The organism is Campylobacter peloridis LMG 23910 (assembly GCF_000816785.1).
GTDB lineage: Bacteria > Campylobacterota > Campylobacteria > Campylobacterales > Campylobacteraceae > Campylobacter_D > Campylobacter_D peloridis.
This window is the reverse complement of sequence record NZ_CP007766.1, coordinates 1,564,003-1,589,430: the sequence shown is the minus strand read 5'-3', so window position 1 is coordinate 1,589,430 and position 25,428 is coordinate 1,564,003. Positions and strand designations below refer to the sequence as shown.

The 25,428-nt window shown below is 29.6% G+C and carries 25 protein-coding genes; 24 read left to right on the top strand and 1 reads right to left on the bottom strand.

The features are described from left to right. Positions 1-32 precede the first annotated feature (32 nt). The 21 genes from CPEL_RS07810 (at position 33) to CPEL_RS07710 (ending at position 22,595) form a co-directional block, all read left to right on the top strand. Positions 33-1,964: a BCCT family transporter gene (locus CPEL_RS07810; RefSeq protein WP_044599363.1), complete on the top strand. Its 1,932-nt coding sequence runs from the start codon at positions 33-35 to the stop codon at positions 1,962-1,964. Positions 1,965-2,006: 42 nt separating this feature from the next. Further along, positions 2,007-3,542 carry a nickel ABC transporter, periplasmic substrate-binding protein gene (locus CPEL_RS07805; RefSeq protein WP_044599362.1) on the top strand — a complete coding sequence of 512 codons (1,536 nt, stop codon included), beginning with the start codon at positions 2,007-2,009 and terminating at the stop codon, positions 3,540-3,542. Between the two features lie 11 nt (positions 3,543-3,553). Further along, positions 3,554-4,492 carry an ABC transporter permease gene (locus tag CPEL_RS07800; RefSeq protein ID WP_044599594.1) on the top strand — a complete coding sequence of 313 codons (939 nt, stop codon included), beginning with the start codon at positions 3,554-3,556 and terminating at the stop codon, positions 4,490-4,492. After that, positions 4,485-5,261 carry an ABC transporter permease gene (locus tag CPEL_RS07795; RefSeq protein ID WP_044599361.1) on the top strand — a complete coding sequence of 259 codons (777 nt, stop codon included), beginning with the start codon at positions 4,485-4,487 and terminating at the stop codon, positions 5,259-5,261. The genes CPEL_RS07800 and CPEL_RS07795 overlap by 8 nt, the downstream gene beginning before the upstream one ends. After that, the gene (locus tag CPEL_RS07790; RefSeq protein ID WP_044599360.1) at positions 5,258-6,031 is read left to right on the top strand and encodes an ATP-binding cassette domain-containing protein; all 774 of its coding nucleotides are present in this window, start codon (positions 5,258-5,260) and stop codon (positions 6,029-6,031) included. Before CPEL_RS07795 ends, CPEL_RS07790 begins: the two co-directional genes overlap by 4 nt. Next, positions 6,015-6,683 (top strand): ATP-binding cassette domain-containing protein, encoded by a 669-nt coding sequence (locus tag CPEL_RS07785; protein WP_044599359.1) that lies wholly within the window; start codon positions 6,015-6,017, stop codon positions 6,681-6,683. Before CPEL_RS07790 ends, CPEL_RS07785 begins: the two co-directional genes overlap by 17 nt. Positions 6,684-6,798: 115 nt before the next feature. Beyond that, positions 6,799-7,218, top strand: coding sequence for an NAD(P)H-quinone oxidoreductase subunit 3 (locus CPEL_RS07780; protein ID WP_044599358.1), 420 nt, complete (start codon positions 6,799-6,801; stop codon positions 7,216-7,218). Continuing rightward, the gene (locus tag CPEL_RS07775) at positions 7,197-7,694 is read left to right on the top strand and encodes a NuoB/complex I 20 kDa subunit family protein (protein ID WP_044599357.1); all 498 of its coding nucleotides are present in this window, start codon (positions 7,197-7,199) and stop codon (positions 7,692-7,694) included. Before CPEL_RS07780 ends, CPEL_RS07775 begins: the two co-directional genes overlap by 22 nt. Continuing rightward, a complete protein-coding gene (locus CPEL_RS07770; RefSeq protein ID WP_044599356.1) occupies positions 7,694-8,485 on the top strand; it encodes an NADH-quinone oxidoreductase subunit C in 792 nt (263 codons plus the stop codon). The genes CPEL_RS07775 and CPEL_RS07770 overlap by 1 nt, the downstream gene beginning before the upstream one ends. A gap of 1 nt (position 8,486) precedes the next feature. Then, positions 8,487-9,713: an NADH dehydrogenase (quinone) subunit D gene (nuoD, locus tag CPEL_RS07765; RefSeq protein ID WP_044599355.1), complete on the top strand. Its 1,227-nt coding sequence runs from the start codon at positions 8,487-8,489 to the stop codon at positions 9,711-9,713. Beyond that, entirely contained in the window at positions 9,710-9,937 is a 228-nt protein-coding gene (locus CPEL_RS07760) for an NADH-ubiquinone oxidoreductase subunit E family protein (RefSeq protein WP_039642382.1), read from the top strand. The genes nuoD and CPEL_RS07760 overlap by 4 nt, the downstream gene beginning before the upstream one ends. Beyond that, on the top strand, positions 9,934-10,650 hold the full coding sequence (locus CPEL_RS07755) for a hypothetical protein (RefSeq protein WP_044599354.1): 717 nt from the start codon (positions 9,934-9,936) through the stop codon (positions 10,648-10,650). The genes CPEL_RS07760 and CPEL_RS07755 overlap by 4 nt, the downstream gene beginning before the upstream one ends. Then, the gene (locus CPEL_RS07750) at positions 10,647-13,097 is read left to right on the top strand and encodes an NADH-quinone oxidoreductase subunit G (RefSeq protein WP_044599353.1); all 2,451 of its coding nucleotides are present in this window, start codon (positions 10,647-10,649) and stop codon (positions 13,095-13,097) included. The genes CPEL_RS07755 and CPEL_RS07750 overlap by 4 nt, the downstream gene beginning before the upstream one ends. Then, a complete protein-coding gene (nuoH, locus tag CPEL_RS07745; RefSeq protein ID WP_044599352.1) occupies positions 13,090-14,088 on the top strand; it encodes an NADH-quinone oxidoreductase subunit NuoH in 999 nt (332 codons plus the stop codon). Before CPEL_RS07750 ends, nuoH begins: the two co-directional genes overlap by 8 nt. 9 nt (positions 14,089-14,097) lie before the next feature. Further along, on the top strand, positions 14,098-14,730 hold the full coding sequence (gene nuoI, locus CPEL_RS07740) for an NADH-quinone oxidoreductase subunit NuoI (protein WP_044599351.1): 633 nt from the start codon (positions 14,098-14,100) through the stop codon (positions 14,728-14,730). Continuing rightward, positions 14,723-15,226: an NADH-quinone oxidoreductase subunit J gene (locus tag CPEL_RS07735; RefSeq protein ID WP_044599350.1), complete on the top strand. Its 504-nt coding sequence runs from the start codon at positions 14,723-14,725 to the stop codon at positions 15,224-15,226. The genes nuoI and CPEL_RS07735 overlap by 8 nt, the downstream gene beginning before the upstream one ends. Further along, the gene (nuoK, locus tag CPEL_RS07730) at positions 15,226-15,537 is read left to right on the top strand and encodes an NADH-quinone oxidoreductase subunit NuoK (RefSeq protein ID WP_044599593.1); all 312 of its coding nucleotides are present in this window, start codon (positions 15,226-15,228) and stop codon (positions 15,535-15,537) included. The genes CPEL_RS07735 and nuoK overlap by 1 nt, the downstream gene beginning before the upstream one ends. Next, positions 15,525-17,327, top strand: a complete 1,803-nt coding sequence (gene nuoL, locus CPEL_RS07725) for an NADH-quinone oxidoreductase subunit L (protein WP_044599349.1) — start codon at positions 15,525-15,527, stop codon at positions 17,325-17,327. The genes nuoK and nuoL overlap by 13 nt, the downstream gene beginning before the upstream one ends. A gap of 1 nt (position 17,328) precedes the next feature. Then, on the top strand, positions 17,329-18,810 hold the full coding sequence (locus CPEL_RS07720) for a complex I subunit 4 family protein (RefSeq protein WP_044599348.1): 1,482 nt from the start codon (positions 17,329-17,331) through the stop codon (positions 18,808-18,810). After that, a complete protein-coding gene (locus tag CPEL_RS07715) occupies positions 18,810-20,207 on the top strand; it encodes an NADH-quinone oxidoreductase subunit N (protein ID WP_044599347.1) in 1,398 nt (465 codons plus the stop codon). Before CPEL_RS07720 ends, CPEL_RS07715 begins: the two co-directional genes overlap by 1 nt. Positions 20,208-20,231: 24 nt before the next feature. Then, a complete protein-coding gene (locus CPEL_RS07710; protein ID WP_049984606.1) occupies positions 20,232-22,595 on the top strand; it encodes a paralysed flagella protein in 2,364 nt (787 codons plus the stop codon). On the opposite strand, the gene miaA is transcribed toward CPEL_RS07710, so the two are convergent. Then, entirely contained in the window at positions 22,586-23,461 is an 876-nt protein-coding gene (gene miaA, locus CPEL_RS07705) for a tRNA (adenosine(37)-N6)-dimethylallyltransferase MiaA (RefSeq protein ID WP_044599346.1), read from the bottom strand. The genes CPEL_RS07710 and miaA overlap by 10 nt on opposite strands. A gap of 69 nt (positions 23,462-23,530) precedes the next feature. Between miaA and mqnP the strand changes: the two genes are divergently transcribed. Genes mqnP through CPEL_RS07690 form a run of 3 tightly spaced genes read left to right on the top strand, consistent with a single transcriptional unit; the run spans position 23,531 to position 25,420 of the window. Further along, a complete protein-coding gene (gene mqnP, locus CPEL_RS07700) occupies positions 23,531-24,406 on the top strand; it encodes a menaquinone biosynthesis prenyltransferase MqnP (protein WP_044599345.1) in 876 nt (291 codons plus the stop codon). Next, entirely contained in the window at positions 24,397-24,903 is a 507-nt protein-coding gene (locus CPEL_RS09135; RefSeq protein ID WP_044599344.1) for a hypothetical protein, read from the top strand. The genes mqnP and CPEL_RS09135 overlap by 10 nt, the downstream gene beginning before the upstream one ends. Further along, the gene (locus CPEL_RS07690) at positions 24,893-25,420 is read left to right on the top strand and encodes a hypothetical protein (protein WP_044599343.1); all 528 of its coding nucleotides are present in this window, start codon (positions 24,893-24,895) and stop codon (positions 25,418-25,420) included. The genes CPEL_RS09135 and CPEL_RS07690 overlap by 11 nt, the downstream gene beginning before the upstream one ends. Positions 25,421-25,428: the final 8 nt, after the last annotated feature.

The following is a 25,428-nucleotide window of genomic DNA, read 5'->3' as shown; positions in this document are numbered from 1 at the left end:
GGTATAATGAAAATTATCCAAAAAGGAGCACCATGCTAAAGACAAGTTTTAAAAAATCAGTTTTTATTCCAAGCATTAGCATTATAATCATCTTAAGTCTTAGTTGTATTTTCTTACCTAAGCTTACAAATGATTTTATAAATCATATCAAAAGCGGGATTTTTGCAAATTTTTCATGGTTTTATATATTAAGCGTGAGTTTTTTTGTGTGTTTTATGCTAGCACTTGCACTTTCAAAATTTGGCGATATCAAGCTCGGCGATGATGATGAAAAACCTCACTTTAAATTCACTTCATGGCTTGCTATGCTTTTTGCTACGGGCATGGGCGTGGGGCTTATGTATTTTGGTGTGGCTGAACCTCTCATACATAAAAAAGCCTTACAAGCAAGTGATGAAGAAGCTATGCTACATACTATCTTTCACTGGGGAATTCACCCATGGGCTATTTATGGGGTGTGTGCTTTGGCTATGGCGTATTTTGGTTTTAGATATAAAATGCCTCTTAGTTTGCGTAGTGCTTTTTACCCTTTGCTTAAAGAAAAAATTTATGGTTTTTGGGGAAATTTAGTTGATATACTAGCTTTAATTGTCACGGTTTTTGGCATTAGCACTACGCTTGGTTATAGTGCTTCTCAGCTTAATGCTGGCTTTTTAAATTTAGGCATTTTAAACGAACAAAGCTTTTTAGAGCAAAGCGTGATTATAATCATCATCATTTCTTTAGCTACGCTTTCATCGATTAGTGGTTTGACAAAGGGTTTAAAAATTTTAAGCGAGGCAAATTTGGTTTTTGCAGTGTGTTTAATGCTTTTTGTGCTTTTTTCAACCAACACCATTCAAATTCTTTCACAATTTAGCTCTAATATTGGCAATTATTTGCAAAATTTAATTTCTTTGAGTTTTAAGACTTATTATTATGAAAAAGAACACATAGAGTGGTTTAATAACTGGACTATTTATTATTGGGCTTGGTGGCTTAGTTGGTCACCTTTTGTGGGCTTTTTCATCGCTAAGATTTCTCGCGGTAGAACTATAAGAGAATTTATCTTTGGTGTACTTGTAGTGCCTACTAGTTTTAATATACTTTGGTTTAGCATTTTTGGTAATAGTGCTTTAAATTTTAATGATATCTTAAGTCCTTTTACTTCAGCACCTGAAAGTTTGCTTTTTTATTTTTTACAAAATTTTTCTTTTTCTTATTTTAGCTCTTTGCTTGCACTTTTGGTTTTAGCTTTGTTTTTCATCACTTCAGCAGATAGTGGGATATTTGTGTTAAATTCTTTAAGTAGTGGCGGGGCTCATGAGCCATTCAAATGGCAAAATATCCTTTGGGGTTTTGTGCTTGCACTTTTAGCTACTTCTTTGCTGTATTCAGGTGGTTTGGGGGCGATTTTAAGTATCACTATGATAGTGGCTTTACCTTTTGCATTTTTGCTTTGTTTGATGTGTTTTTCACTGCTTAAAGGTTTAATCGTAGATGTAAATTACTCTTTAACTAAACTTAGTCAAAGTAGCGTGTATTTTTCAGGGGAATTTTGGCAAGAAAGTTTAAAACAAAGCAAAGAACAAGACATACAAAATTTCTTAAATACTAAAGTTAAAAATGCTATGGAATCACTCAGCCAAAGCCTAAAAAACTATGGCTTAAAAACACAAATTGTTCAAGAAAAATCAAGCATAAGTTTGATTATAAAAAAAGAATTTGCAAAAGACTTTATCTATGGAGTGCAAGTGGTAAAAAAACAAGCAAGCCAAAGCATAATCGATGATAAATTTATGCCAACTTATTCTAAAGAATTTATTTTTGAACCACAAACTTTCTTTGCTGATTCGCGTAATGGTTATAATATAGAGTATTTAAACGAGCAAGAAATCATCGTAGATATATTAAAGCAGTATGAGAGATATTTACAACTTTTATTTGATGATAAAAATGAAATTTTTACCAAAGCTTATGATTAAAAAGCGTTATAATTTCACTTTATTTTATAAGAAAGGCCTTTTATGTTGAGATTTTTTATCATACTTTTTTGTGCTTTAAATCTTTTTGCTACTACGCCAAAAGATACCATCATCATAGCAGTAGAAAATGAACCAGAGCGTGTAAATCCGCTTTTTAGTGAAGATCATGATGTGGCAATTGCTCTTGTGTTTTCAGGGCTTACGCGTTTTGATGAAAATATGAGCTTAGCACCTGATCTTGCTAGTTCTTGGAAGGTTAGTAAAGATGGTTTGGTATATGAGTTTGAGCTAAGAAAGGATGTATTGTGGCATGATGGAGCTAAATTTAGTGCTAAAGATGTAGAATTTAGCATAAATGCTTTAAAAGATGAGAAATTAAACTCACCTTCAAAGGTAAATTTTGACGCGGTTAAAGAAGTAAAAATCATTGATGATTATCATTTAATCATCACGCTTTCAAAGCCTTTTCCTGCATTTTTAGATGCTTTGAGTGTGGGAATTTTACCAAAGCACTTGCTTGAAAAAGAAAATTTAAATACTACTAAATTTAACCAAATGCCTATAGGAACAGGTGCTTATAAACTAAAGCAATGGAAAAAAGGCCAATACATGATTTTAGAGGCAAATGAAAATTATCATTTAGCTAAGGTAAAAACACCAAAACTTATACTAAAACATATTAAAGATCCAAGCATTAGTGCAATCGAGCTTAAAAATGGTTCTATTGATGTAGCTTTAATTGATTTTGCACTAGCTTCAAATTTTGAAAATGATAAAAATTTCAAAATGCTTATAGAGCCTTCGGCTGATTATCGTGCTTTGATGTTTAATTTTAATCATGAGTTTTTAAAAGATCAAAATGTGCGCTTAGCGTTAAATTATGCTATTGATAAACAAGCTATTATCAATTCACTTTTGCATTCTTTTGGAAAGGTAGCAAATCATCCTTTAGAAAAATCATGGGCAAATCCTAAAGAATTTGCAAGCTATGCTTATGATGTGAAAAAAGCAAATAAGCTTTTAGCAAAAGCAGGTTTTGTAAAAAATAAAAACGGCATTTTAGAAAAAAATGGCAAAGAATTTAGCTTTGAAATGTATGCTATGAGTGAAGATCCATTAAGAGTAGCTTTAGTAAATATCTTACAAAGTGAGTTTTTAAAGCTTGGTATAAAAGCAAAAGCAGTTGCTAGGCCAAGTGGAAGTTTTGATTATACGAAAATTGATAGCTTTTTGGTGGGTTGGGGTAGTCCTTATGATCCTGATTTTCATACTTTTAGAGTGTTTGCAAGCTCTCAAGATAGTGCTTTAAACTCAAGTGGATGGAATTTTGGCCATTATCAAAATGCTAAAGTTGATGAGGCTTTAACAAAAGCTAGAAATTCGCTTGATATAAATGAAAGAAAAAAATACTATAAAGAATTTATTGATGCTTTGCAAGATGATCCTGCGTTTTTATTTATAGCTTATATTGATTATCCTTTAGTTTTTGCTAAAAATATCCAAGGTATAAAAGCTCACATTTTAGGACATCATGGAGTAGGTTTTACTTGGAATGCTTATGAGTGGAGCAAAAATTAGTGCTAAAACTCATTTTTAAACGCCTTTTGTGGGCGTTTTTTTTGATAATTTTTGCAAGTTTTTTATGCTTTGTGATGATGTATCATGCTAAAACAAGTGTGGTTTTTGCTAGCATACCTCAAGGAACTAGCCTTAAAATAAAAGAAGAAATTGAGCGTAATTTAAATTTAGATAAACCTTTATTAAAGCAGTATGAAAATTGGGCTTTTAGTGCTTTAAAGGGTGATTTTTCTTACTCTTTAATCAGCGGAGAAAAAGTTAGTGAAATTTTAAAAGAAAAACTTCCCTACACTCTTATACTTGGAAGTTTAGCTTTTTTGGTGCTTTTTGTGCTATCTTTAGTTTTAGCGCTTTTGTGTGTTTTTTATAAAGATAGCTTTTTAGATAAATTTATTACTTTTTTAACGATGGGTTTTTTTGCATTGCCTGCTTTTTCTTTATCGCTAATGCTTATTTTGGTTTTTGCTGTATTTTTTAAGCTTTTTCCAAGTTCGGCTATTGCAGATATTGGCTTTGAAGATGATGTGTTTAATCGTTTGTGGCATTTGTTTTTACCTGTGTGTGCTTTAGTGCTTTCGCATTTAGCTATTTTTGTGCGTTTTATAAGGACAAGTTTGATTGATAGTTTAAACCAAAATTTTATAGAAAGTGCTTTTGCAAGAGGACTTAGTAAAAAAAGAATTTATTTGCACTTTGTGTTAAAAGATGCTTTTGGTTCTATACTTGCATATTTTGGTGCTTCTTTTGTGAGTTTTTTAATGGGAACTTATATAGTAGAAAGCGTGTTTTCTTATGAGGGTGTGGGGAATTTGGTGATTAAAAGCATATTGTTTAAAGATTATCCTGTGGTGCTAGCTGTGGTGATTTTTAGCATTTTGGTGGTAGTGTTTGTCAATTTGCTTGTAGAATTAATTTGCAAAATGATTAATCCAAGGTTTGCCAATGCGTAAGTTTTGCGTGATGATGATTTTGCTAAGCTTTATTTTGGCACTTTTTGCACCTTTAATAAGCCCTTATGATCCTAATTTAGTGGATTTAAGCAAGGCTAAAATAGCTCCAAATTTAAGCCATATTTTTGGCACAGATTTACTTGGTAGAGATGTTTTTACGCGTATTTTATATGCCTTGCGTGTTTCTTTGTTTGTTGGGGTAATGGCAGCATTTTTTAGTGTGCTTTTTGCCTGTATTTATGTGTTTTTAACAAGATTTTTTGCTTATGCTTTTTTTGCTAGGGTGCTTGATATGCTTTTGGCATTGCCTTCTTTGTTAATGATTATGTTTTTTCAAAGCTTTTTGGCAGGATCTTTGTGGAGTATGATTTTTATCATTGCTTTGGGGCATTTTGCTTTTGTGGCAAAAGTGCTTGATACTCAGCTGAATAAATTCCAAAAGCTTGAATTTTATCAAAATGCTATCATTTTAGGCTCTAGCAAGATGAAAGCTTTGTTTAGCGAGCTTTTGCCTGCTTGTTGGAATTTGCTTTTTGTGCTTTTTGTTTTAAATATCGCTCATGCTATTACAAGCGAAGCAACTTTAAGCTTTTTTGGCTTGGGTGTAGAGCTTTGGACTCCAAGTTTAGGAAATATGCTAAATGAAGCAAGTAAAGCTGTGTTTTTAGGTTTTTGGTGGATGATAGTTTTTCCAGTAGCCTTTATACTTATGCTTATTTTACCTTTGCTTGCTTTGGGTAATGATTTGCAAGAAGAGATTAAAACATGATAGAGATTGCAAATTTAAACCTTAGCTTTAAAGGTAAAATTTTATTAAAGGATATAAATCTTAATTTAGAAAGCGGTAAAGCTTTGGCTATCATGGGTAAGAGTGGAGCGGGAAAAAGTTTGCTTTTAAAAAGTATGATTAAGCTTTTTGACAAACACTATAAACTAAACGCACAAAAATTTCACATTGATGAAAAAGATGTTTTAACTTTAAAAGAAAAAGAACTAAATGCCTTAAGAGCTAAGGTAAATTTGCTTTTTCAAGATGTTTATGGGAGCTTTTATCCTCTTGTTGATATAGGGAGTTATTTTAATATAGTTTTAAAAACTCATACTAATTTAAGTACGAAAGAAATCAAAGAAAAAGCTTTTTATTATTTTGAGTGTTTAGGGCTTAAAAATCATGATTTATTGTGGCATTCTTTTATATATCAGCTAAGTGGCGGTATGGCAAGACGCATTCAAATAGCTTTAGCTTTGCTAAGTGGGGCTAAGTATTTATTGTGTGATGAAATTACAAGCTCGCTTGATAAGGCTAATGAAGAAAAAATCATTGCTATTTTAAAAGAGCTAAAAGCACAATTTAAAAATTTTATTTTTATTACTCATGATGTAAATTTAGCTAAAGAACTTTGCGATGAGGTGGCTATTATAGAAGAAAAAACCTTGATTTATCAAATGCCTATGAAAGAATTTTTAAACAAGCCAAAAGGTGCTTTTGCTAAAGAATTGTTAAATTTTTTTGAGAGTGAAGATGTTTTTAGAAGTTAAAAATTTAAGCAAATCTTATAAATTTAAAAAACATTGGTATTTAAAAGAAGAAGAAATTTTCGTTTTTAAAAATGTGAGTTTTTCTTTAAATCAAAATGAAAATTTATTGCTTTGTGGGGAAAGTGGTAGCGGTAAAAGCACCTTAGCTAAAATTCTTTGCATGCTTGAATGCCCAAATACTGGGGAGGTTTTGTTTGAAAATGAAAGTATTTTGAATTTAGATTTTAACACTCAAAGAAATTTACGCCAAAAAATTCAATACATTTTTCAAGATCAAAAGTTAGCTTTAAATCCTTATAAAAATACTAAAAAACTTTTGCTTGATGTATATGAAAATTTCAAACTTAAGCCCGATTTTGAAGAGCTTTTTAAGCTTTTTGATGCTTTTGAGCTTCAAAAGGATATTTTAAAATTAAAACCCTCTAAATTAAGCGGTGGCCAAAGTCAAAGACTAGGTTTAATTAGAGCTTTGCTTTTAAAGCCAAAATTACTTATTTTAGATGAAATCACAGCAGCGCTTGATTTAGTGACTGCTTATAAAATTTTAAACTACTTGTATGCTTTTCAAAAAACGCATGATATTACTTATATATTTATTTCTCATCAAGAAAAAATCTTACAAGATATATGCCATAAAAAAATCATTTTATAAAAGATAAAAATTGTTTCATTTTGAAATATTAAAAAAATTATTTTTTTAATAATAAGTTTTTATATAGCTAAGTTAAAGTAAAATAAATTTTAATTATGCTTTAAAAAGGTTTATTATGACTCATGCAACTATAGAGCATCAATACTTTGGTATATTTGCAATGCTTATTATAGCAAGCGTTATATTTTTTACATTAGTGTATATATCATCAAAAATAGGTTCTAAACTAGCCTCTCATAATAGAAAAAAACTCGGACTTGGAATTTATGAGTGTGGGCCTATGGCTTCTAAGCAAGCAAATAAAATTAATTCTCAATTTTTCGTTTTTGCTTTGATATTTATCTTACTTGATATTGAAGTGGTGTTTTTATTTCCTTGGGCTGTTATTTTGAAGGATTTAAGTGTAGAACTTTCTAAATATGGCTTATCTTTTTTCGCTTTAATAGAGGTATTTATATTTATTTTTCTTCTCGCGATAGGCTTTTTATACGCTTATAAAAAAGGAGCATTTGCATGGCAGAGTATCAAAAAATGAGCAATGCACCAGTTGTTTTAACCACGGTGGATAAATTAGTGCAGTGGGGTAGAAGTAATTCTTTGTGGGCATTATCTTATGGGCTTGCTTGCTGTGCGATTGAAATGATGGCAGCAGGTGGTGCAAGATATGATTTTGATAGATTTGGAACGATTTTTAGAGCAAGTCCAAGACAAGCTGAAGTGATGATTATAGCAGGAACTTTAAGTAAAAAGCATGCAGAATTTACAAGAAGGCTTTATGATCAAATGCCTGATCCTAAATGGGTGATTTCTATGGGTTCTTGTGCAAATACTGGTGGTATGTTTAATACCTATTCTACTGTTCAAGGGGTTGATAGAATAATTCCTGTAGATATTTATGTGCCAGGTTGTGCCCCACGCCCTGAAACCTTTCAATTTGCTTTGATGATTTTACAAAAAAGAATTCGCAGAGAAAAAGCAAGTAGAAAAATCGCTCCAAAAAGGCTGATATAATGAGAAAATATAGCGATAAAAAAAATGCGCAGTTAAAAAATTATTATGAAGATAGGTTTTATCATGCACCTACAACTAAAAAGCTAAGTATAGAAGGTAGTGTTTTTGAGAGTGATCATCAAATTTTAAGCCAAGAATTTGAGTTAAAAAAATCTTTTATAGAGCTTGATTTTTGGGTGATTGAAATAAATAAAGATGATAATATTGCTATACTTAGTAAGCTTAAAAGCTTGGGTTATGAAGCTTTTAATGATATTAGTGCGATTGATTTTGTTGCTCAAAAGCAAGGTTTTAAGGTGTATTATCAGCTTTTAAATATGGAGAAAAATTTAAGAGTAAGGGTAAAAACTTTTGTGGGTTTAAAAGAAAGACTCCAAAGTGTTGTGAGTGTGTTTAAGGGTGCTAATTGGTGTGAGAGAGAAATATATGATATGTTTGGAATTTTTATCATTAATCATCCGAATTTAAAAAGATTATTAATGCCTGATGATTGGTATGATCATCCTTTTTTAAAGACTTATCCTTTAGAAGGAGATGAATTTGCTAAATGGTATGAAATAGATAAAATTTTTGGCAAAGAATACCGCGAAGTAGTAGGCGAAGAAAATAGAGATCCAGGCTTTGTTGATGAAAAAGATACGCTAAATTTTAGCAGAATTTATCATGAGGTTGGTAAAGGCGAAGCTCCAAGAGAAGATAAATACTTGCAAGAGTATCAAGAAGAAGGTGGCGTAGCTTTTGTAAAAAAAGCCAAAAGAACGCAAGCAAAAATTTTAGACAAGAGAAGATAAAATGCAAATTTCTACTAAATTAAAACCTTATTATGAAAATATAAGCTTTGAACGTGAAGATGGCACTATGATAGTTAATCTTGGCCCCCAGCACCCAAGCGCTCATGGAAATTTACGCCTTATTTTAGAACTTGATGGAGAAGAAATCGTTAAAGCCGCACCTTGCATTGGCTATATGCACCGAGGCATGGAAAAAATGGCTGAAAATATGATTTATCAAGAGTTTATCCCAACTACTGATAGAATGGATTATATCGCAGCTAGTGCAAATAACTATGCTTATGTGGCTGCTGTTGAAAAACTTTGTGGCTTAGAAATTCCACGCAGAGCAAGTGTGATAAGGATGATTTTGCTTGAGTTAAACCGCATTGCTTCGCATTTGTTATGGCTTGCTACGCATGCACTTGATATTGGTGCAATGACGGTGTTTTTATACTGCTTTAGAGAGCGTGAATATGTGCTTGATTTGATAGAAAAATATTGCGGGGCAAGACTTACGCATTCTTCTATGAGAATAGGTGGGGTAATGCTTGATTTGCCTGAGGGCTTTTTAGATGAGCTTTTAGCATTTTGCAATAAATTTCCAAATGATATAAAAGACTATGAAGCCTTGCTTGATGATAATAGAATTTGGCGTATGCGTACTGAAAATGTAGGAGTTGTTAGCAAAGAGCAAGCTTTAAGTTGGGGTTGTAGTGGGGTTATGTTAAGAGGAAGTGGCATTGCTTATGATATTAGAAAAGAAGAGCCGTATTTGCTTTATGATGAGGTAGATTTTGGTGTGCCTGTAGCTAAAATGGGTGATTCTTATGCAAGATATAAAGTTTATATGCAAGAATTTAGAGAAAGTTTGAAAATTTTAACTCAATGCGCTAAGCTTTATCAAGATACTCCGCCTGAAATTTTATGCAATCATCCTGAATATGTAAGTGCTTCAAAAGAGCAAATCATGACGCAAAATTATTCACTTATGCAGCATTTTGTTCTAATAACTCAAGGCTTAAAACCTCCAAAAGGAGAAGTATATGTGCCAACTGAAAGTCCAAAAGGCGAACTAGGCTTTTTTATCCACTCAGATGGAAGTGGTAGGCCATATAGATTAAGAGCTAGAACCCCAAGCTTTTTTCATTGTGCATTTTTAGAAGAAATGCTTGTTGGATCATATTTAGCTGATGCGGTAGCGATTTTAGGAAGCATTAATATAGTTTTAGGCGAGATAGACCGATGAGACGCGTGGATTTAAGAAAAAGTCAAGATTTATTTAAAGATTTAGAGCAAATCATTCAAAATGCTTATATGGGCGAGGTTTTAGTAGTTTTGTTTGAAATAGGAGATTTTTCTAATGTAGAAAAAAGTTTTGCTTTCATAAAAGAGCAAAATTGTGAATTATTGAATTCTTTAAAATTTAATCAAGTAGATTGGACTATAGTTTTTAAAAAGGTAGGGCAATGAAATTAAAAAAATACCAAGAAGGATTAAATGCTTTGTGTTTTGTGGATTTGCTTTCTTTAAAAAATCCCTTACTTTGTGCTAAGCTTGATAAAAGCAAAAATTATAATATTTCCTGTTTGGAAGATAAAAATTTAAATGCGAGTTTTTATAAATGTGAAATTGCAAGTGTGCCTTTTGTGCTTGCTTTACTTTGTAAAATGGCTTTAGAAGAAGAATTTAGTATGCTTGATGAGGGTTATTTGAGTGCTGAATCTTGTTTTGGAGAAGAAGAAGCTTTAGAAATTTTGGAATTTTTAAAACAAGCAAAGTGTATTATTTTTGATGAAAATTTATATCAACATAAAGATTTTGAAAATATCAAATATTTTTTAGCAAAACTTTGTCAAAAATTTGATCTTTTTTTGGTATGTTCTGATGAAAATGAAGAAAATTTATTGATACAAAATTCCTTTAATGTGCTTTTAGAGCTTGATAATTTTGATGGAACTATCATTATGCAAACACCTTTAAAAGATACAAAATTACACTGCTCAGCTTCTTTTGCTTTGATTGCTAAAATAAAACAAGATCAAAAAATCCAACTAAGCATTAAAGAGCAAAATTTTACAAGTGTAGTGCAAATAGATGAGGGTTTAAAAGGGACAATAGCTTTGTTTGATTATCCTAGTAAAGATTTTGCTTTTTCAAAAGCTCAAGTTAAGGTTATAAAATGAAAGTTATCATTAATGGTATAGAATGTGAGGCAAATGAGGGCGAGTATATTTTAAATGTAGCTAGAAAAAATGATATTTTTATCCCTGCAATTTGTTATCTAAATGGCTGTTCTCCAACACTTGCCTGTCGTATGTGTATGGTTGAGGCTGATGGTAAAAAGGTTTATTCTTGCAATACCAAAGTTAAAGAAGGTATGGTAGTAGAGAGTGATTTGCCAAATTTATGGGATGAGCGTAATGCCATCATGCAAGCATATTGTATTAATCATCCTTTGCAATGTGGAGTTTGTGATAAATCAGGCGAATGTGAGCTTCAAAACTTTACACATAAGGCAAGAGTAAATGTGCAAAATTATTGGATTAAAGACACACATAAAGAGCATAAAAAATGGGGCGAGATTAATTATGATCCTGCTTTATGTATAGTGTGTGAAAGATGTATCACCGTTTGTAAAGACAAAATAGGAGAGAGCGCTTTAAAAACTACTCCAAGAGGAGCAAATGCACCCGATGCAAGCTTTAAAGAAAGTATGAGTAAAGATGCGCTTGCAATTTGGACTAAATTTCAAAAAAGCTTGATTGCACCAAGTAGTGGTGATATGCTTGATTGTTCTTTTTGTGGGGAATGCACAAGTGTATGCCCAACGGGAGCTTTGGTGAGCTCAGCCTTTCAATACACTTCTAATGCTTGGGAGTTAAAGAAAATTCCAGCTAGTAATCCCCATTCTAGTGATTGTGAGTTGATGTATTATGATATTAAACAAACTAGTATTAATAATCAAAAAGAAAAAATTTATAGAGTGAGCAATGATTTTGCCTTTGCTACGCTAAATAAAGCCGCAAGATATGGTTTTAACACTCAAAACGAAGTTCAAGGCAAAGATGAAAAAGCCTTTGAAAAATTAGTAAATATGATAAAAAATGATGAAATAAAAAATATTTTATTTAATAGCTTTATTACTAACGAAGAAGCTTTAATCTTACAAAATTTAAGCCAAAAATTTAATCTTAATCTTATAAACCACGAAGCTAAAAAATTCCAAGATTTTCTAGCTTGTTTTTACCAAAATGCAAACACAATGTATAATGCAAATACAAACGATATTAGCCAAAGTGATTTTTTAATCATCATAGGTTCATTTTTGCGTTATGATGCACCAACTCTAGGCTATAAAGTCAATAATGCTTTAGTGATGAATAAGGGTGCAGGAATTTATTTTCACCCTATAAAAGATAAAGGCATAGATAAATACTCTAAGAATTTATTACAAATTAATCATGATATTAAAGATAATGAAAATATTTTATTATTTATCTTGCAAAAATTTGCCAAAGAGCTTCCACAAGATTTTAAAAACACATTAGAAAACGCGTACTATCAAGGCACTAAAGAAATAGAAGAAACTATCAATGAAGAAGTCATTGAAAAAATAGAAAAACAAAATGAAAATGGTGAGATTATTATAGAAGAGCTTAAAAAACTTGTGCCTAAAAAGATTAAAAAAAGCATAGAGGTGCAAAGATCAAATTATGCGAAAAATCTTGGCATAGATGAGGATATTTTAGAAACTTTACTTGCAAAAAAGCAAAAATTTACTCTTATTGTGGGGAGTGATATTTATTATGATGAGCAAAGTGCTAAATTAGCAAAACTTTGTGCTTTAGTGCAAAAACATACTGAATTTAAAGTCTTTTTAAATCCAACTTGCACCAATACTTTAGGCGTGAGTTTAATTTGTGATTTAAGTCAAGATTTTAAAGCAGGAAAAACACTAGCTTATAATGAAAAAGGTGATTTTAGCTTTTCTTATGATGGAGATCTTGCAAGTTCTAGTTTAAATCAACAAGAAGGTAGCTTTGTAAATTATGATAAAAGATTAGTGCCTACAAATGCGGCTTTAGAATTTAAAGGTTATTTTTTAAATGATTTAGCAAATGCTTTGGGTTTTGATGAAGAATTTACGATTAATTACACTAAATTTTTACCGCAAAATAAAGGCTTTAGAGCAATTGATTTTGATGAGTTAGAAAATTATTATGATAATGGCGGGGAAAATCATAGGGGTTATGAGCTTGATTTTTCTCATTTTGAATTTGAAAAAAACTTAAGCACTCAAGAAGCTAAAGTGCAAAATGAAGGAAATTTAAGCTTATATCATGCAAATACTATTCATCAGTTTTCAAAGCTTAGCAATAGGGCTTTTAATGAAGTTGGAGCTTTATTTTTATCGCCTGATTTAATGCAAAAATTTGATTTAAACCAAGATGATAGTGTTATTTTAAAAAATGAAAAAACTCAAATTGCTATTAGTGTAAAGTGTGATGAATCTTTAGAAAATGGTGCATATTTGGGGGATTATGATAGCAAGATTGATTATAAGTCTTTATTTGATAATACTCGATATGTAAAAGTTTGGCTTGAAAAAGTAGGAGCAAAAAATGAGTGATATCACTTTTTTTATCATAGAAACTATTATTAAATGTGTGCTTGTTATAGCTATTTTTGCTACTTTAGCAGGCTTAGCAACTTATGCAGAAAGAAAAGCTTTAGCTTTATTTCATCGTCGTTTAGGGCCTGATATGGTAGGGCCTTTTGGTTTGCTTCAAGTGGTTGCTGATATGATTAAACTTTTCACTAAAGAAGATATAGTGCCAACTTATGCCCAAAAGGTGGTGTTTTTAGTTGCTCCATTAATTGCAGCAATTTGTGCTTTTGTAGCAATTGCAGCTATACCTATTTTTCCTGAATTTACTTTATTTGGTAGGGTAATTCGCCCTATTATTGCTGATATTAATGTGGCTTTGCTTTTTGTTATAGGTATGGGTGGAGTTAGTTTTTATGCGATTTTTTTAGGTGGTTTAGCTAGTAATAATAAATGGTCGTTGCTAGGAGGAGCAAGAGGACTTGTTTCTATAATATCTTATGAAAGCGTTGCGGGACTTTCTTTGGTGTGTGTTGTGATGCTTGTTGGTTCTTTATCTTTGGTAGATATTAATAACTATCAAAGCGATGGCATACTTTCTTGGCTTATTTTTAAACAACCTTTAGCTTTTATTTTATTTGTTATAGCAATTTTTATAGAAACTAATAGAACTCCACTTTGTTTAAGTGAAAATGAAACTGAACTTGTTTCAGGTTATGGCACTGAATATAGCGGGCTTAGATGGGGTATGTTTTTTATCGGTGAATATACTGCTATGATTACTGGAGCGATTATGATATCGCTTTTGTTTTTAGGCGGATTTAATGATTTTTGGATTATACCAGGAGCAATTATGATGCTTTTGAAAGTTTCTTTTGTGTTTTTTTGGTATTTTTGGGCTAGAGGAGCTTTTCCTCAATTACGCCCTGATCAAGTTATGAGAATGTGTTATTTGATTTTAATACCTTTAGCGGTTTTAAATTTATTAATCAGTGCTTTAGTGGTTGTGATATAGGAAAAAACAATGAAAAAAGGTTATTTTAAAATAGATTTTGAGCGTAAAAATCCTCAAGGTGCTTATGAAAAACTAACACAAGTAATTAAGCGTTCTTTAAATACAGAACTTTTTGTGGGTTTATTTGTAGTTTTAAGAGAAATGTTTAAAAAAAATAATAGCGCAACTATTAAATACCCATTAGAAAAGGTTTCACTAGACAATCGTTACCGCGCAGTGCATCGTTTAATGCGTTTTATTGAAAGTGAAAATGAATGTTGTATTGGTTGTGGATTGTGTGAAAAAATTTGCATTAGTAATTGTATAAGAATGGAAACGAGTTTAAGCGAAGATGGGCGTAAAAAAGTTGAAAATTATAGTATTAATTTAGGGCGTTGTATTTATTGTGGATTTTGTGCTGATGTATGTCCTGAGCTTGCTATTGTACATGGTAAAGAGTATGAAAATGCAGCAGAACAAAGATCTTATTTTGGTCAAAAACAAAATTTTTTAACCCCAATTGATGAGCTTAAAAATCAAGTTGTTTTTGAAGGCAGTGGTAGTTTAAGAAAAGATGCTGATGCTTTGGTAAAGAAAACTCCAAATTATTATGAGATAGATTTACAAAGACAACAAGATGCTCCAAAGGAAGAAAATGTTTGAAACAATAGCTTTTTGCATATTAAGTATTTTGGTATTAGGATTTTTTCTAATTAGTGTTTTGAGTAAAAGCGTGCTTAATGCTATTAGCTCCTTAGCTGCTGCTATGGTTTTTTTGAGTGGATTTTATTTTTTATTAAATGCTGAATTTATCGGAGCTATACAAATCATAGTTTATAGTGGTGCCATTTTAGGACTTTATAGTTTTGCGATGATGTTTTTTGATGCTTCTATTAAGGTTAAAGAAACTTTAAGAGGAAAAAGAATGTTTATCTTTGCTGTGATTTTTGGTGCTGTATTGCTAGTGAGTATTATCATGGGTTACAATTTTAAAATGAATGATAATTTTACTTATGATCTTAGCTCCACCGAACAAATAGGCTTTATTTTATTTACCAAATACATGCTCGCTTTTGAATTAATGGCTATTTTACTTTTGATAGCTTTGGTGTGTGCTATTGTATTAACTCAAAAAAATATAAAAAAGGATGAACAATGATGTTAGAAAAATACTACATTGTGGCTATTTTAATGTTTATCATTGGTCTAATAGGAATCATAAAACGACAAAATTTAATAATGCTTTTTATATCAAGTGAAATTTTACTCAATAGTGCAAATCTAGCTTTAGTTACTGCAGGTGCTTCACATGGAGATATTGAAGGGCAGGTTTTTGCTTTATTTGTTATGGGGGTAGCAGCTTGTGAAGTGGCCGTTGGGATAGCACTTTGTGTATTATGGTATAGAAAAACAGGAACGCTAGAACTTGATTCTTTAGTAGAAAAAGGAGAAACAAAATGCAAAATTTAGCTTTAGTTGCACTTTTTTCTCCTTTGTTTTCAGCACTTATTTTAGGTGCTTTTGCTTTTAATGCCAAAAAAAATATTTTAGGATATCTTGCGTTTTTGTTGGTTGCATGTTCAGCTGTTGCTTCGGTAATCTTGCTTTATAATGGCGTTCATTTTAGTTTTGAACTTGGAACTTGGATTTCTTTAGTAGGTGTAAATTTTGGTTTTAAGATTGATTCTATTACGCTTATTATGATGTGTGTTGTTGGTATTGTCGCAAGTTTTGTGCATTTATATAGTATATTTTATATGGAGCATGATGAAGGCTTTAATCGCTATTTTAGTTATTTAGGACTTTTTGTTTTTTCTATGATGTTTTTAATTATGAGTGATAACTTCTTAGGACTTTTTATAGGATGGGAAGGTGTTGGACTTTGTTCATGGCTTTTGATAGGCTTTTGGTATCATAATGAAAAATACACTTTTGCAGCTAATGAAGCATTTATTATGAATAGAATTGCAGATTTAGCTTTGCTTTTAGGAATTTTTTTAATTTATATGGAATTTAATACTTTAAAATACGATGAATTTTTTACACTTTTGTCTTTAGGGCATGAAGATGATAGTATTTTAATATTAATAGCAATTTTATTATTTGTTGGTGCTATGGGTAAATCAGCTCAGTTTCCTTTTCATACTTGGCTTGCTGATGCTATGGCTGGGCCTACTCCAGTTTCAGCGCTAATTCATGCTGCAACTATGGTTACAGCTGGAGTTTATTTAGTAATTCGTGCAGGAGAGCTTTATTTACAAGTTCCTGAAGTTGGTTATTTTATTGCAACACTTGGAGCTTTTGTAGCGTTTTTTGCTGCTTCTATGGCTATGGTAGCTAAAGATTTAAAAAGAATTATTGCTTATTCTACTTTATCACAACTTGGATACATGTTTGTTGCAGCTGGACTTGGAGCTTATGCAATCGCATTGTTTCACTTGGCTACACATGCATTTTTTAAATCTTTATTATTTTTAGGTGCTGGTAATGTTATGCATGCAATGAATGATAAGCTTGATATTGGTAAAATGGGCGGTCTTTATAAAAACATGAAATTCAGTGCTATTTTAATGGTAGTTGGGTCTTTAGCCTTAGCTGGAATTTACCCATTTGCTGGTTTTTTCTCTAAAGATTTGATTTTGGGATTTTCTTTTATTTCTCATCATCATGGTATTTTTTTAATTTTGCTAATTTCAGCTTTTATGACGGCTTTTTATAGTTTTAGACTTTTAATGCTTGTATTTTTTACTCCAAAAAGACATGAAGAACATCCTCATGAAGCAAGTAAAATAGCTTTATTAGCAATGAGTCCTTTAGCCTTACTTGCTATTATAGCAGGATTTTTCGAGCATGATTTTATGGAATTTGTAAGTAGAAATTTAGCTATTATTGATGGACAAAATTTTTTAGTTGTGATATTAGCAAGTATAGCAGCTTTATTGGGTATATGTTTGGCTGTTATTGCTTATTGGCGAAATTGGTTTAAACCTTCGCTTTCTAAAACAAGACTATATAAAATATTATTTAATGAGTATTATATTCCAAATTTATATCATAAATACATTGTCGAAAAATATGCAATATTGTGTGAGTTTTTAAGAAGAGGTGATAGAGAGATTTTAGATGCTCTTGTAAATAGTATCGTTTATTTTCTAAAAACTTTTGCTAGGGTAATTAGCGTAAGAAAAGATTTTTCTTTGGTTTTAAGAATTTCTATTTTGGCTTTTGTGTGTTTATTTTCTTTAGCATTGGCGGTGTGATATGTTAGGTATGTTGATATTGTTTCCATTTTTTGCAACTATTGTTTCTTTATTTTTGCGTAAGAATGAAAGTAAATTTTTTGCAATTTTAGTTAGTTTTTTTATTTTAGTTTTTAATATTTTTTTAATTGCTAATTATCAAGGTGGAATTGATTATGAATTTGTAATTAGCACTTTGATTGTAAATTTTCATATAGGTGTTGATATTATAGCGCTTTATTTGATGTTACTTTGTTCTTTAATGATTTTTTTATCTTTTATTTGCTTAGATATTAAAAGCAAAGATGTTGTTATAAGCATTTTTATACTGCAATTTTGTATTATAGGGTTATTCTCATCTTTAGACGCTTTGTTATTTTATGTTTTTTGGGAATTTTCTTTAATCCCTCTAATTTATCTTATAGGACGATATTCTAACAATTATAAAGCAGGAATCAAATTTTTCATTTATGCTTTTTGTGGTTCTATGCTTATGCTATTGGCTATTCTTTATACTGGATTTTTATATTATCAAACCTTTGGTTATTGGAGTTTTGATTTACTTGCTTGGTATAAGAGCGAATTTTTCTTATCAGAGTATTCTCAAAATTTGATTTTTCTTGGTTTTTTCATAGCTTTTGCTATTAAAAGCCCATTGTTTCCTTTCCATACTTGGGCACCAAATGTATATGCTAAAAGTCCAACTTTAGTATCTGTAATGCTTGTTAGTTTCAAAATGGCACCTTTTGGTATGATACGCTTTGTTTTGCCATTGAGTCCTGATACGATTAATCATTATTATTCTTTACTTGCTATTTTGTGTATAATTGGTATTTTATACACTGCTTTAATTGCATTTAAAACAAAAGATTTAAAAGAGTTAATTGCCTATAGTTCTATTTCGCATTTAGGTGTTGTGATATTAGGTATTGTGACTTTTACTTCTAATGGATTAAGTGGTTCTGTGTTTTATATGTTTGCTCATGGTGTGGTTACAGGTGGTTTGTTTTTGGCAGCTTGGATGTTATATAAAAGATATAACACTTTTGAAATTAGTTTTTATCAAGCTTTAGCAAAAAAATCATCTTTATTTAGCTTCTTTTTTGCCATTTTACTTTTTTCGTCTATTTCGCTACCTTTAACTATATCTTTTGTGGGAGAATTTTTAATACTTCAAGGCGTAGCTAGTGTAAATATATGGTATGCTTTGTTTGCAGGTGGGGTTATTATTTTAGGTGCTATATATATGCTAAATATATATAGAAATATGTTTTTTGCTACTAATTCTAAAGAAAATACAGATAATATAGAAAAATTTATATTAAGAAAAAGTGAAATTTTTGTTTTGACTATTTTAAGTGTTTTAGTGATATATTTGGGTATTGCTCCAAGCTCTATGCTTGATAATATTTCTCAAAATATAAATGGCATACTCGATGTAATGCAAGCTAAGAATATTGTTTTAGAAAATCAAAAAATCATAGACAATATAAGAGGTTTTTAATGAGTGGTTTTAGTTTAGAAAAATTAAATTTTGTATTATTAATGCCTGTTGTTTCTTTATTTTGCTGGGCTATTATTTTGCTTTTATTAGGTGCTTTTAAGCAATTTAGTAGAAATTTTTATATTAGCATTAGTGTTGTAGCATTAATGTCTGCTTTGTTTTTATTGAGTTTTTATAATGGAACTAGTTTAGAAGAAAGTCAAGCTTTTTTTGGTTTATTTGTGAGTGATAATTATGCTATTTTTGCACAAATTATTATCATAGTATTTTCTATACTATATTTATTAATGGATAAAGACGAAGAAAAGTCTGAATTTTATTCTTTGTTTTTATTTATGATTGCTTGTTTGATTTTGATGATATCAAGTACTAATTTAATTGTAATTTTCTTAGCTTTGGAAGGTTCTTCTTTGGCTTTATATACTTTAATAGCTTTAAGAGGAACGCATAATGCAATTAGTTCAAGTATAAAATATTTTGCATTAGCTGCTGTTGGTGCGGGATTTTTTGTGTTTGCTTGTGCTTTTGTATATTTAAAAACACAATCTTTAGATTTGGATAATTTATTACATTCTGAATACATTTCTGATCCTATTTTACTTTGTGCAGGTGTTATGTTTTTGGTTATAGTTGGTATAAAACTTTCTATAGCACCTTTTCATTTTTGGCTAAAAGATGTGTATTATGGAGTTCACACTAATTTTATAGCATTTATTTCAGTAGTTCCTAAAATAGCTATTATAATAGTAGTTTTAAGAATTTTTACCGCTTTAGGCGGAGGTGTAAAATTTGAATACATTGTTACTTTGCTTGCTATATTTTCCATGATAGCTGTGAGTATTGTTGCTTTGATACAAACTGATATTAAAAAAATGCTAGCTTATAGTTCTATAGCACATTCTTCGTTTATTTTAGCTGTGATTGTTTCTAGTATGAGTATTAGTGCTCAAGGAGATGGAACATCATATCTACTTTCTATTTTTGCATTGTTTGTGTATTGGGTTAGTTTTGCTTTTGCAAATTATGGAATTTTTTTAATTTTGAGTTTATTTCAAAAAAGTTCTTATGAAAGTTTTGCAGGTTTGTTTGATAAGAAACCTTTATTGTCTATTATTTTAGCTATATTTATTTTATCTATAGCTGGAATTCCTCCATTTGGTATTTTTTGGGGTAAGATTTTGGTTTTAACATCTATTTTAAATTCAGGTTATTATATATTAGTTTTTGCAATCGCATTAAGCTCTATGATAATGTTATATGCATATTTAAAAATTCTAATTTATGTATTTTTTAAAAAATCTGATGTTATAGAATCATGTAGTTTAAATACAAAGCAAAAAATTATTTTACTATTGTGTTTTTTAGGCAATATCTCATGTATATTTTTGCTTTTGTAAAATAATATTGATATAATCACATTTATGATCAGGATATTATTTGTATTTTTCTTTAGTATAAATTTTGCATTTGCATTTGAAATTTTAGTAAATAAAGGTGAAGAGCATAATCGCCCTTTCACGCTTTTACATCTTAAAGATGAAAAAAAATTTACTTGCGAGAGTATTCTTGAATTTGAAAAACAGCATTATGAATGTAAAATTTTAGGCCTCACTAATATGCAATTTCAAGATAAAGAATTTGAAGATTTTTCTATTTCTTTTGAAAAACAACCAACTTATTTAAAGGTAAAAATTAAACCAAAAATTATGTCTAAAATGTTTAATTATTCTCAAGAAATATTTGATTCTAAAGAAATTCAAGATCAAAGAAATATTCAAGCAAATCATTTTGTTTTTATTTTCTCCAAGGACTTAAGACAATATAAAAGTAATGATGGGTTAGATTTTAATATTTATTTTAACAAAGCTTTGATGCCATCTATTGGAGCTTTGGATTTAAATTCAAACCCCATAGATGTCTCAAAGAGTGCAGATGTAAATGCGTATTTAAACATTAAAAAAGAGTATGATGCAAAAAAATATGATCAGGTTTTAAGAGATAGTCAAAATGCTATAAATCGCTATCAAGGTAGTGTTTTTATGGGAGAATTTGAACTTTATAAGCTTAGAGCGCAAAATCAAATTTATACTTATGCTTTAGATAAAGATCAGCAAGTATTAGAACAAATGCTTGATGATGCAAAGAAATGGACAAGAACTTATGTAAATGACAAAGATTTCACTGAAGTAATGTATATAATGATGAGAATATATATAGGTTTATCACAAAGATCAAATGTTGAGTATATTATTCAAACGCTTAGCAATGAACACAAAGGTGATAAATTTAGCACCATGGCTTTGTTAGATTATGCAGATTATTTATATAATTTAGGTAAAAAAAATACAGCAACAAATATTTATCAAGAGGTTTATTATTCTACTGATAATACAAATTTAGCAAGTAGGGCAGCTTTGTTTTTAGCAAAAAATTATTTAGAGCAAAAAAATCCAAAACAAGCAAAAGAACTAATAAATAAAATTTTATCATCAAATCCTGATTTTTTTATGCATGATTTAGATAACTCATTGCTTTTAGCTAAAGCTTTAGATTATAATAAAATCTATGACTTAAGTGCAAAAATTTATGAGTATATTTTTTCAAAATTAACAAAAGTTGATAAAGAATATGAAAAAGTTTTAAAAGATTTAGCATTTTCGTTAATCAATGCTAAAGAGTATATTAAAGCACAAAAATATTTAGATCTTTATACTGAAGAATTTCCTTTAGGAGAGTATGTAAGTTTAATCAAAGAAGCTCAAGATAAAAACTTTTTATATTTAAAAAATGCTGATGCTAATACCTTACATCAAAAATATGAAGAGATAATGAATAAATATGCTGGAGAAATTTCAAGTAAAGCTTTATTTGATAATGTTAAGTTGTATTTTAAGGAAAAAAACTATGATAAAGTAGTTTCTTATAAAAATGATATAGAAAAATATTCTAATAAAGAAATAAAAAATATTTTAGAACAATCTGCCATTTATGTATTAAGTGATAAATTAAAAAAAGATGAATGTATAGATGCTGTAAAACTTTATGATGAATTTAAAAATTATAGTATTGGAAATAAAATCACAAACAAAAAACAAATGCTACAATGCTTTAAAAGAACTACGCGTATAGAAGAAGCAAAAAACTATATCGCAGAAAATGAAAAAGATGATCTTATTTTTTATAAACTACAAAGAGCGGATTTGGCATTAAAAGATAAACAATATAATGTAGTGCTTAAAATGGTTAATGATATTTTAAATACGCGTGCAATCATTACTAATGAAGAAAAATTTGAGGCAAATTATCTTAAATTTTTTGCACAATTAAAACTGCAAGATTATAATGCCATGATACAAACTTTACAAAGACTAGAGCGATTTGATATGAATTATCGCATGGTTGAACTTTATTATGAATTTTTGCGTTATTGTGAGCAAAATAATTTATTAACAAATATTTTAACTTATGCACCAAAGGCTATTGATTATCAAAATTTAAAGGGTGTGAATCTTTTTACGCCTGATTTGGAATTTATATATATAAAAGCATTGCAACAAGCTAAGCAATTAGATAAGGCATTGGCTTTATTTAAAGATTTATTAGCCAATCCTTTAAAAAATGATGAAAGAGCAAGAGTTTTTTATACACAAAGTAGTATTTATGAAGATTTAAATCAAACACAAAATCAAAAGCAAAGTTTACAAAAATGTTTAGATCTTAATGCGACAAGTAGCTGGCAAAATTTATGTAAAGAAAAAATGCAAATTTTAGATACTCAACCTTGAATTTGATGATTAATGTATATTTTTAATTTTTCAAATGCATTTGAAAAATTTAATTTTTCTTTTTCAAATTTTTTATTAAAAGTTCTTTGTCTTTTGGCTAATTGTCTTGTGTGGATTATGATTAATTCTTCAAGTTCTTTTAGGTTGATTTTTTGTTCTAAAAATGCTTTGCATTCTTTTAAGCCTATTGAATTGAGTGCTTTTAAATTGTTATCATAATTTTGAAAAAGTGTTTTAGCTTCTTGTATTAATCCTAGTTCAATCATACTTTTTGTGCGTTTAATAATGCGTTGCTCTAAAAGTGCTTTGTCCCAACAAATTTCAAAAATTTTTAAATTCTGTATAAGGGGTGCTTTTTTGGTATTTTTTAAGATTTCACTTGGAATTTGCTGACTTTGCTCATAAATTCCAAGCCATTTTCTTAAGCGATAAGTGTCGTTTTTTTCTATTTTTGCTTCTTTATCAATTTTTTTCATTAAAGCATAAATTGCATCATTACTTAAAGGGCTATTGCTTTCTTTAAAATTTGCACTCAAGCCATCCATTAAAGCTTTTAGGTAAAAGCTAGTTCCACCTGTAATAATTAGCATTTGATTGTTTTTTTGTGCAAAAGCTTTTGCTTTTTGGTATTCTTTAAAAAACAAAGCAATATTAAAATGCTCGTCAACATTTAATAAATTTACTCCAAAATAATTTAACTCATCTAAGGTTTTTTTATCAGTTTTTGCTGAAGCGATGTTAATTTGCTTATACACACAAAGGCTATCAAGGCTTAATATGCTTGCATTAAATTCATACGCAAGTTTATTGGCAAGCTCTGTTTTTCCGCTTGCTGTGGTTCCAATAAGAGCAAATTCAAAAAACATCGTAAAAATATCCTAAATTTAAAATTATTTTAGTAAAATCATAACAAAAATATATTATAAAGAGAAAAAATGCCTACATTAAAAGAAAAATTGAAAGATATTTTAGATTTGATTGTTTTTAAGCATTCCATTTTTGCTTTGCCGTTTTTATTTACTTCAATGATTGTGGCTTCTGTCATTTTAAATGATAGCACTTGGTTTGGTTTTAAAGCTTTGATTTTGGGTGTTATATGTGCTATTAGTGCTAGAAATTTTGCAATGGCGATTAATCGTTTAATGGATGAGGATATTGATAAAAACAATCCTCGTTGTGCAAATAGACCTAACATCGATGGGCGTATAGGTAAAACTAGCATTTTGCTTTTTATTATTTTAAATGCTATTGTTTTTGTTTTAACAACTTATTTTATCAACAAACTTGCTTTTGCTTTATCTTTGCCGGTTTTGTTTGTTTTGGCTATTTATTCTGCTTTTAAGCGTTTTTCGTCTTTAGCACATTTAGTTCTTGGTTTTTGTTTGGGACTTGCGCCTATTGCTGGTAGTATTGTGGTTTTGGGAAGTATTGAAATTTATAGTGTTATTTTGTGTTTGGGTGTTACTTTTTGGACAGCTGGTTTTGATTTGCTTTATGCTTTGCAAGATATGGAGTATGATAAAAAAACAGGTTTGCATTCTATACCCGCTAAATTTGGACTTGAAGCAACTTTGTTTATCTCAGCATTTTGTCATATTTTAGCGGTACTTTTTTGGCTTTTATTTGTTTGGGTGGCTCCAACTGGAAATATTGCCTTTTTTGGTGTGATAATTAGCGCGGTGATTTTATTTTTTGAGCACCGCATTGTTAGAAAAAATTTTGCAAAAATTGATAAAGCATTTTTTACTTTAAATGGGTATTTAAGCGTGGTGTTTTTTATTTTTATATGGGTTGATCTTTTATGGAAATAAGTTTTTTTAAAAGCTCTTTAGAGTTAGAATTTGAAGAATGTGGTTTAAGATATGATGAGTTTTTGCAAGAGTATTTAGTATGTAATAATTATGTAAATTTAAGTAAATGGAAAAAACTAGCTTCAAGAATTGAATTTAGCGAGGGTGAGCAATTAATTTTTGATTTATTATTAGATTTAAAACAAGAATTATTTTTAATTAAAAATGATATTAATAAAAATAATACTTTTATACCACTGCAAAATAAAGCTATATTAGATGGTGTGCATTTTACACATATTAAATTTAAAGATAATTGTTTGAAAAATGATATGGAATATTATGCTAGGTTTGAACTAAACGGACATAAAATTAGTATTTTTTTTAAAGCATTAAGCACTCAAAATGCAAGAATTACACAAATAAAAAACGAAGATGAAAATATTTACAATAATTTTGTTGTAGATATGCAAAGGGCTATGATTAAATTTTTAAAGGAGAAGACAAATGAACACTGATGTATTATTATGGTTGGTGGTTATACTTTTAATTTTTGCTATGTTTGCATATATGGTAATAAGAGAAAAAGAAAATGTCGCAAAATTTAATGAACTTGGAAAAATTATTGAAGATTTAAACAAACAATATCATTATTTAAAAAAAGAAAGCGGAGCTTTGCTAGAAAATGATGAAGAAAAAGAAGAAATTGACATAGAGTTAATAAAAGAAGAATTAAAAGAAGAATTTTTACAGATTATAGATCAAAAAATCAATCAAAATATCATTCCTATTTTAAATGCATTAAAAGAAGTAGAAGAGGTAATTGAAGAATTTCAAAGCGAGCAAAAAAATCGTCTTTTAAATTTGGAGCAAAAAACACAAAGTATTACAAAATTAAGTCCAAGCTATGATAATGAAGAGCAAAAAGTCATAGAGCTTTTTAATCAAAAAAAATCCATAGAACAAATTGCAAAAGATTTGCGTATGGGTATGGGTAGGGTTGAGCTTATCTTGAAATTTAATAAATTAATATAAAGGCCTTT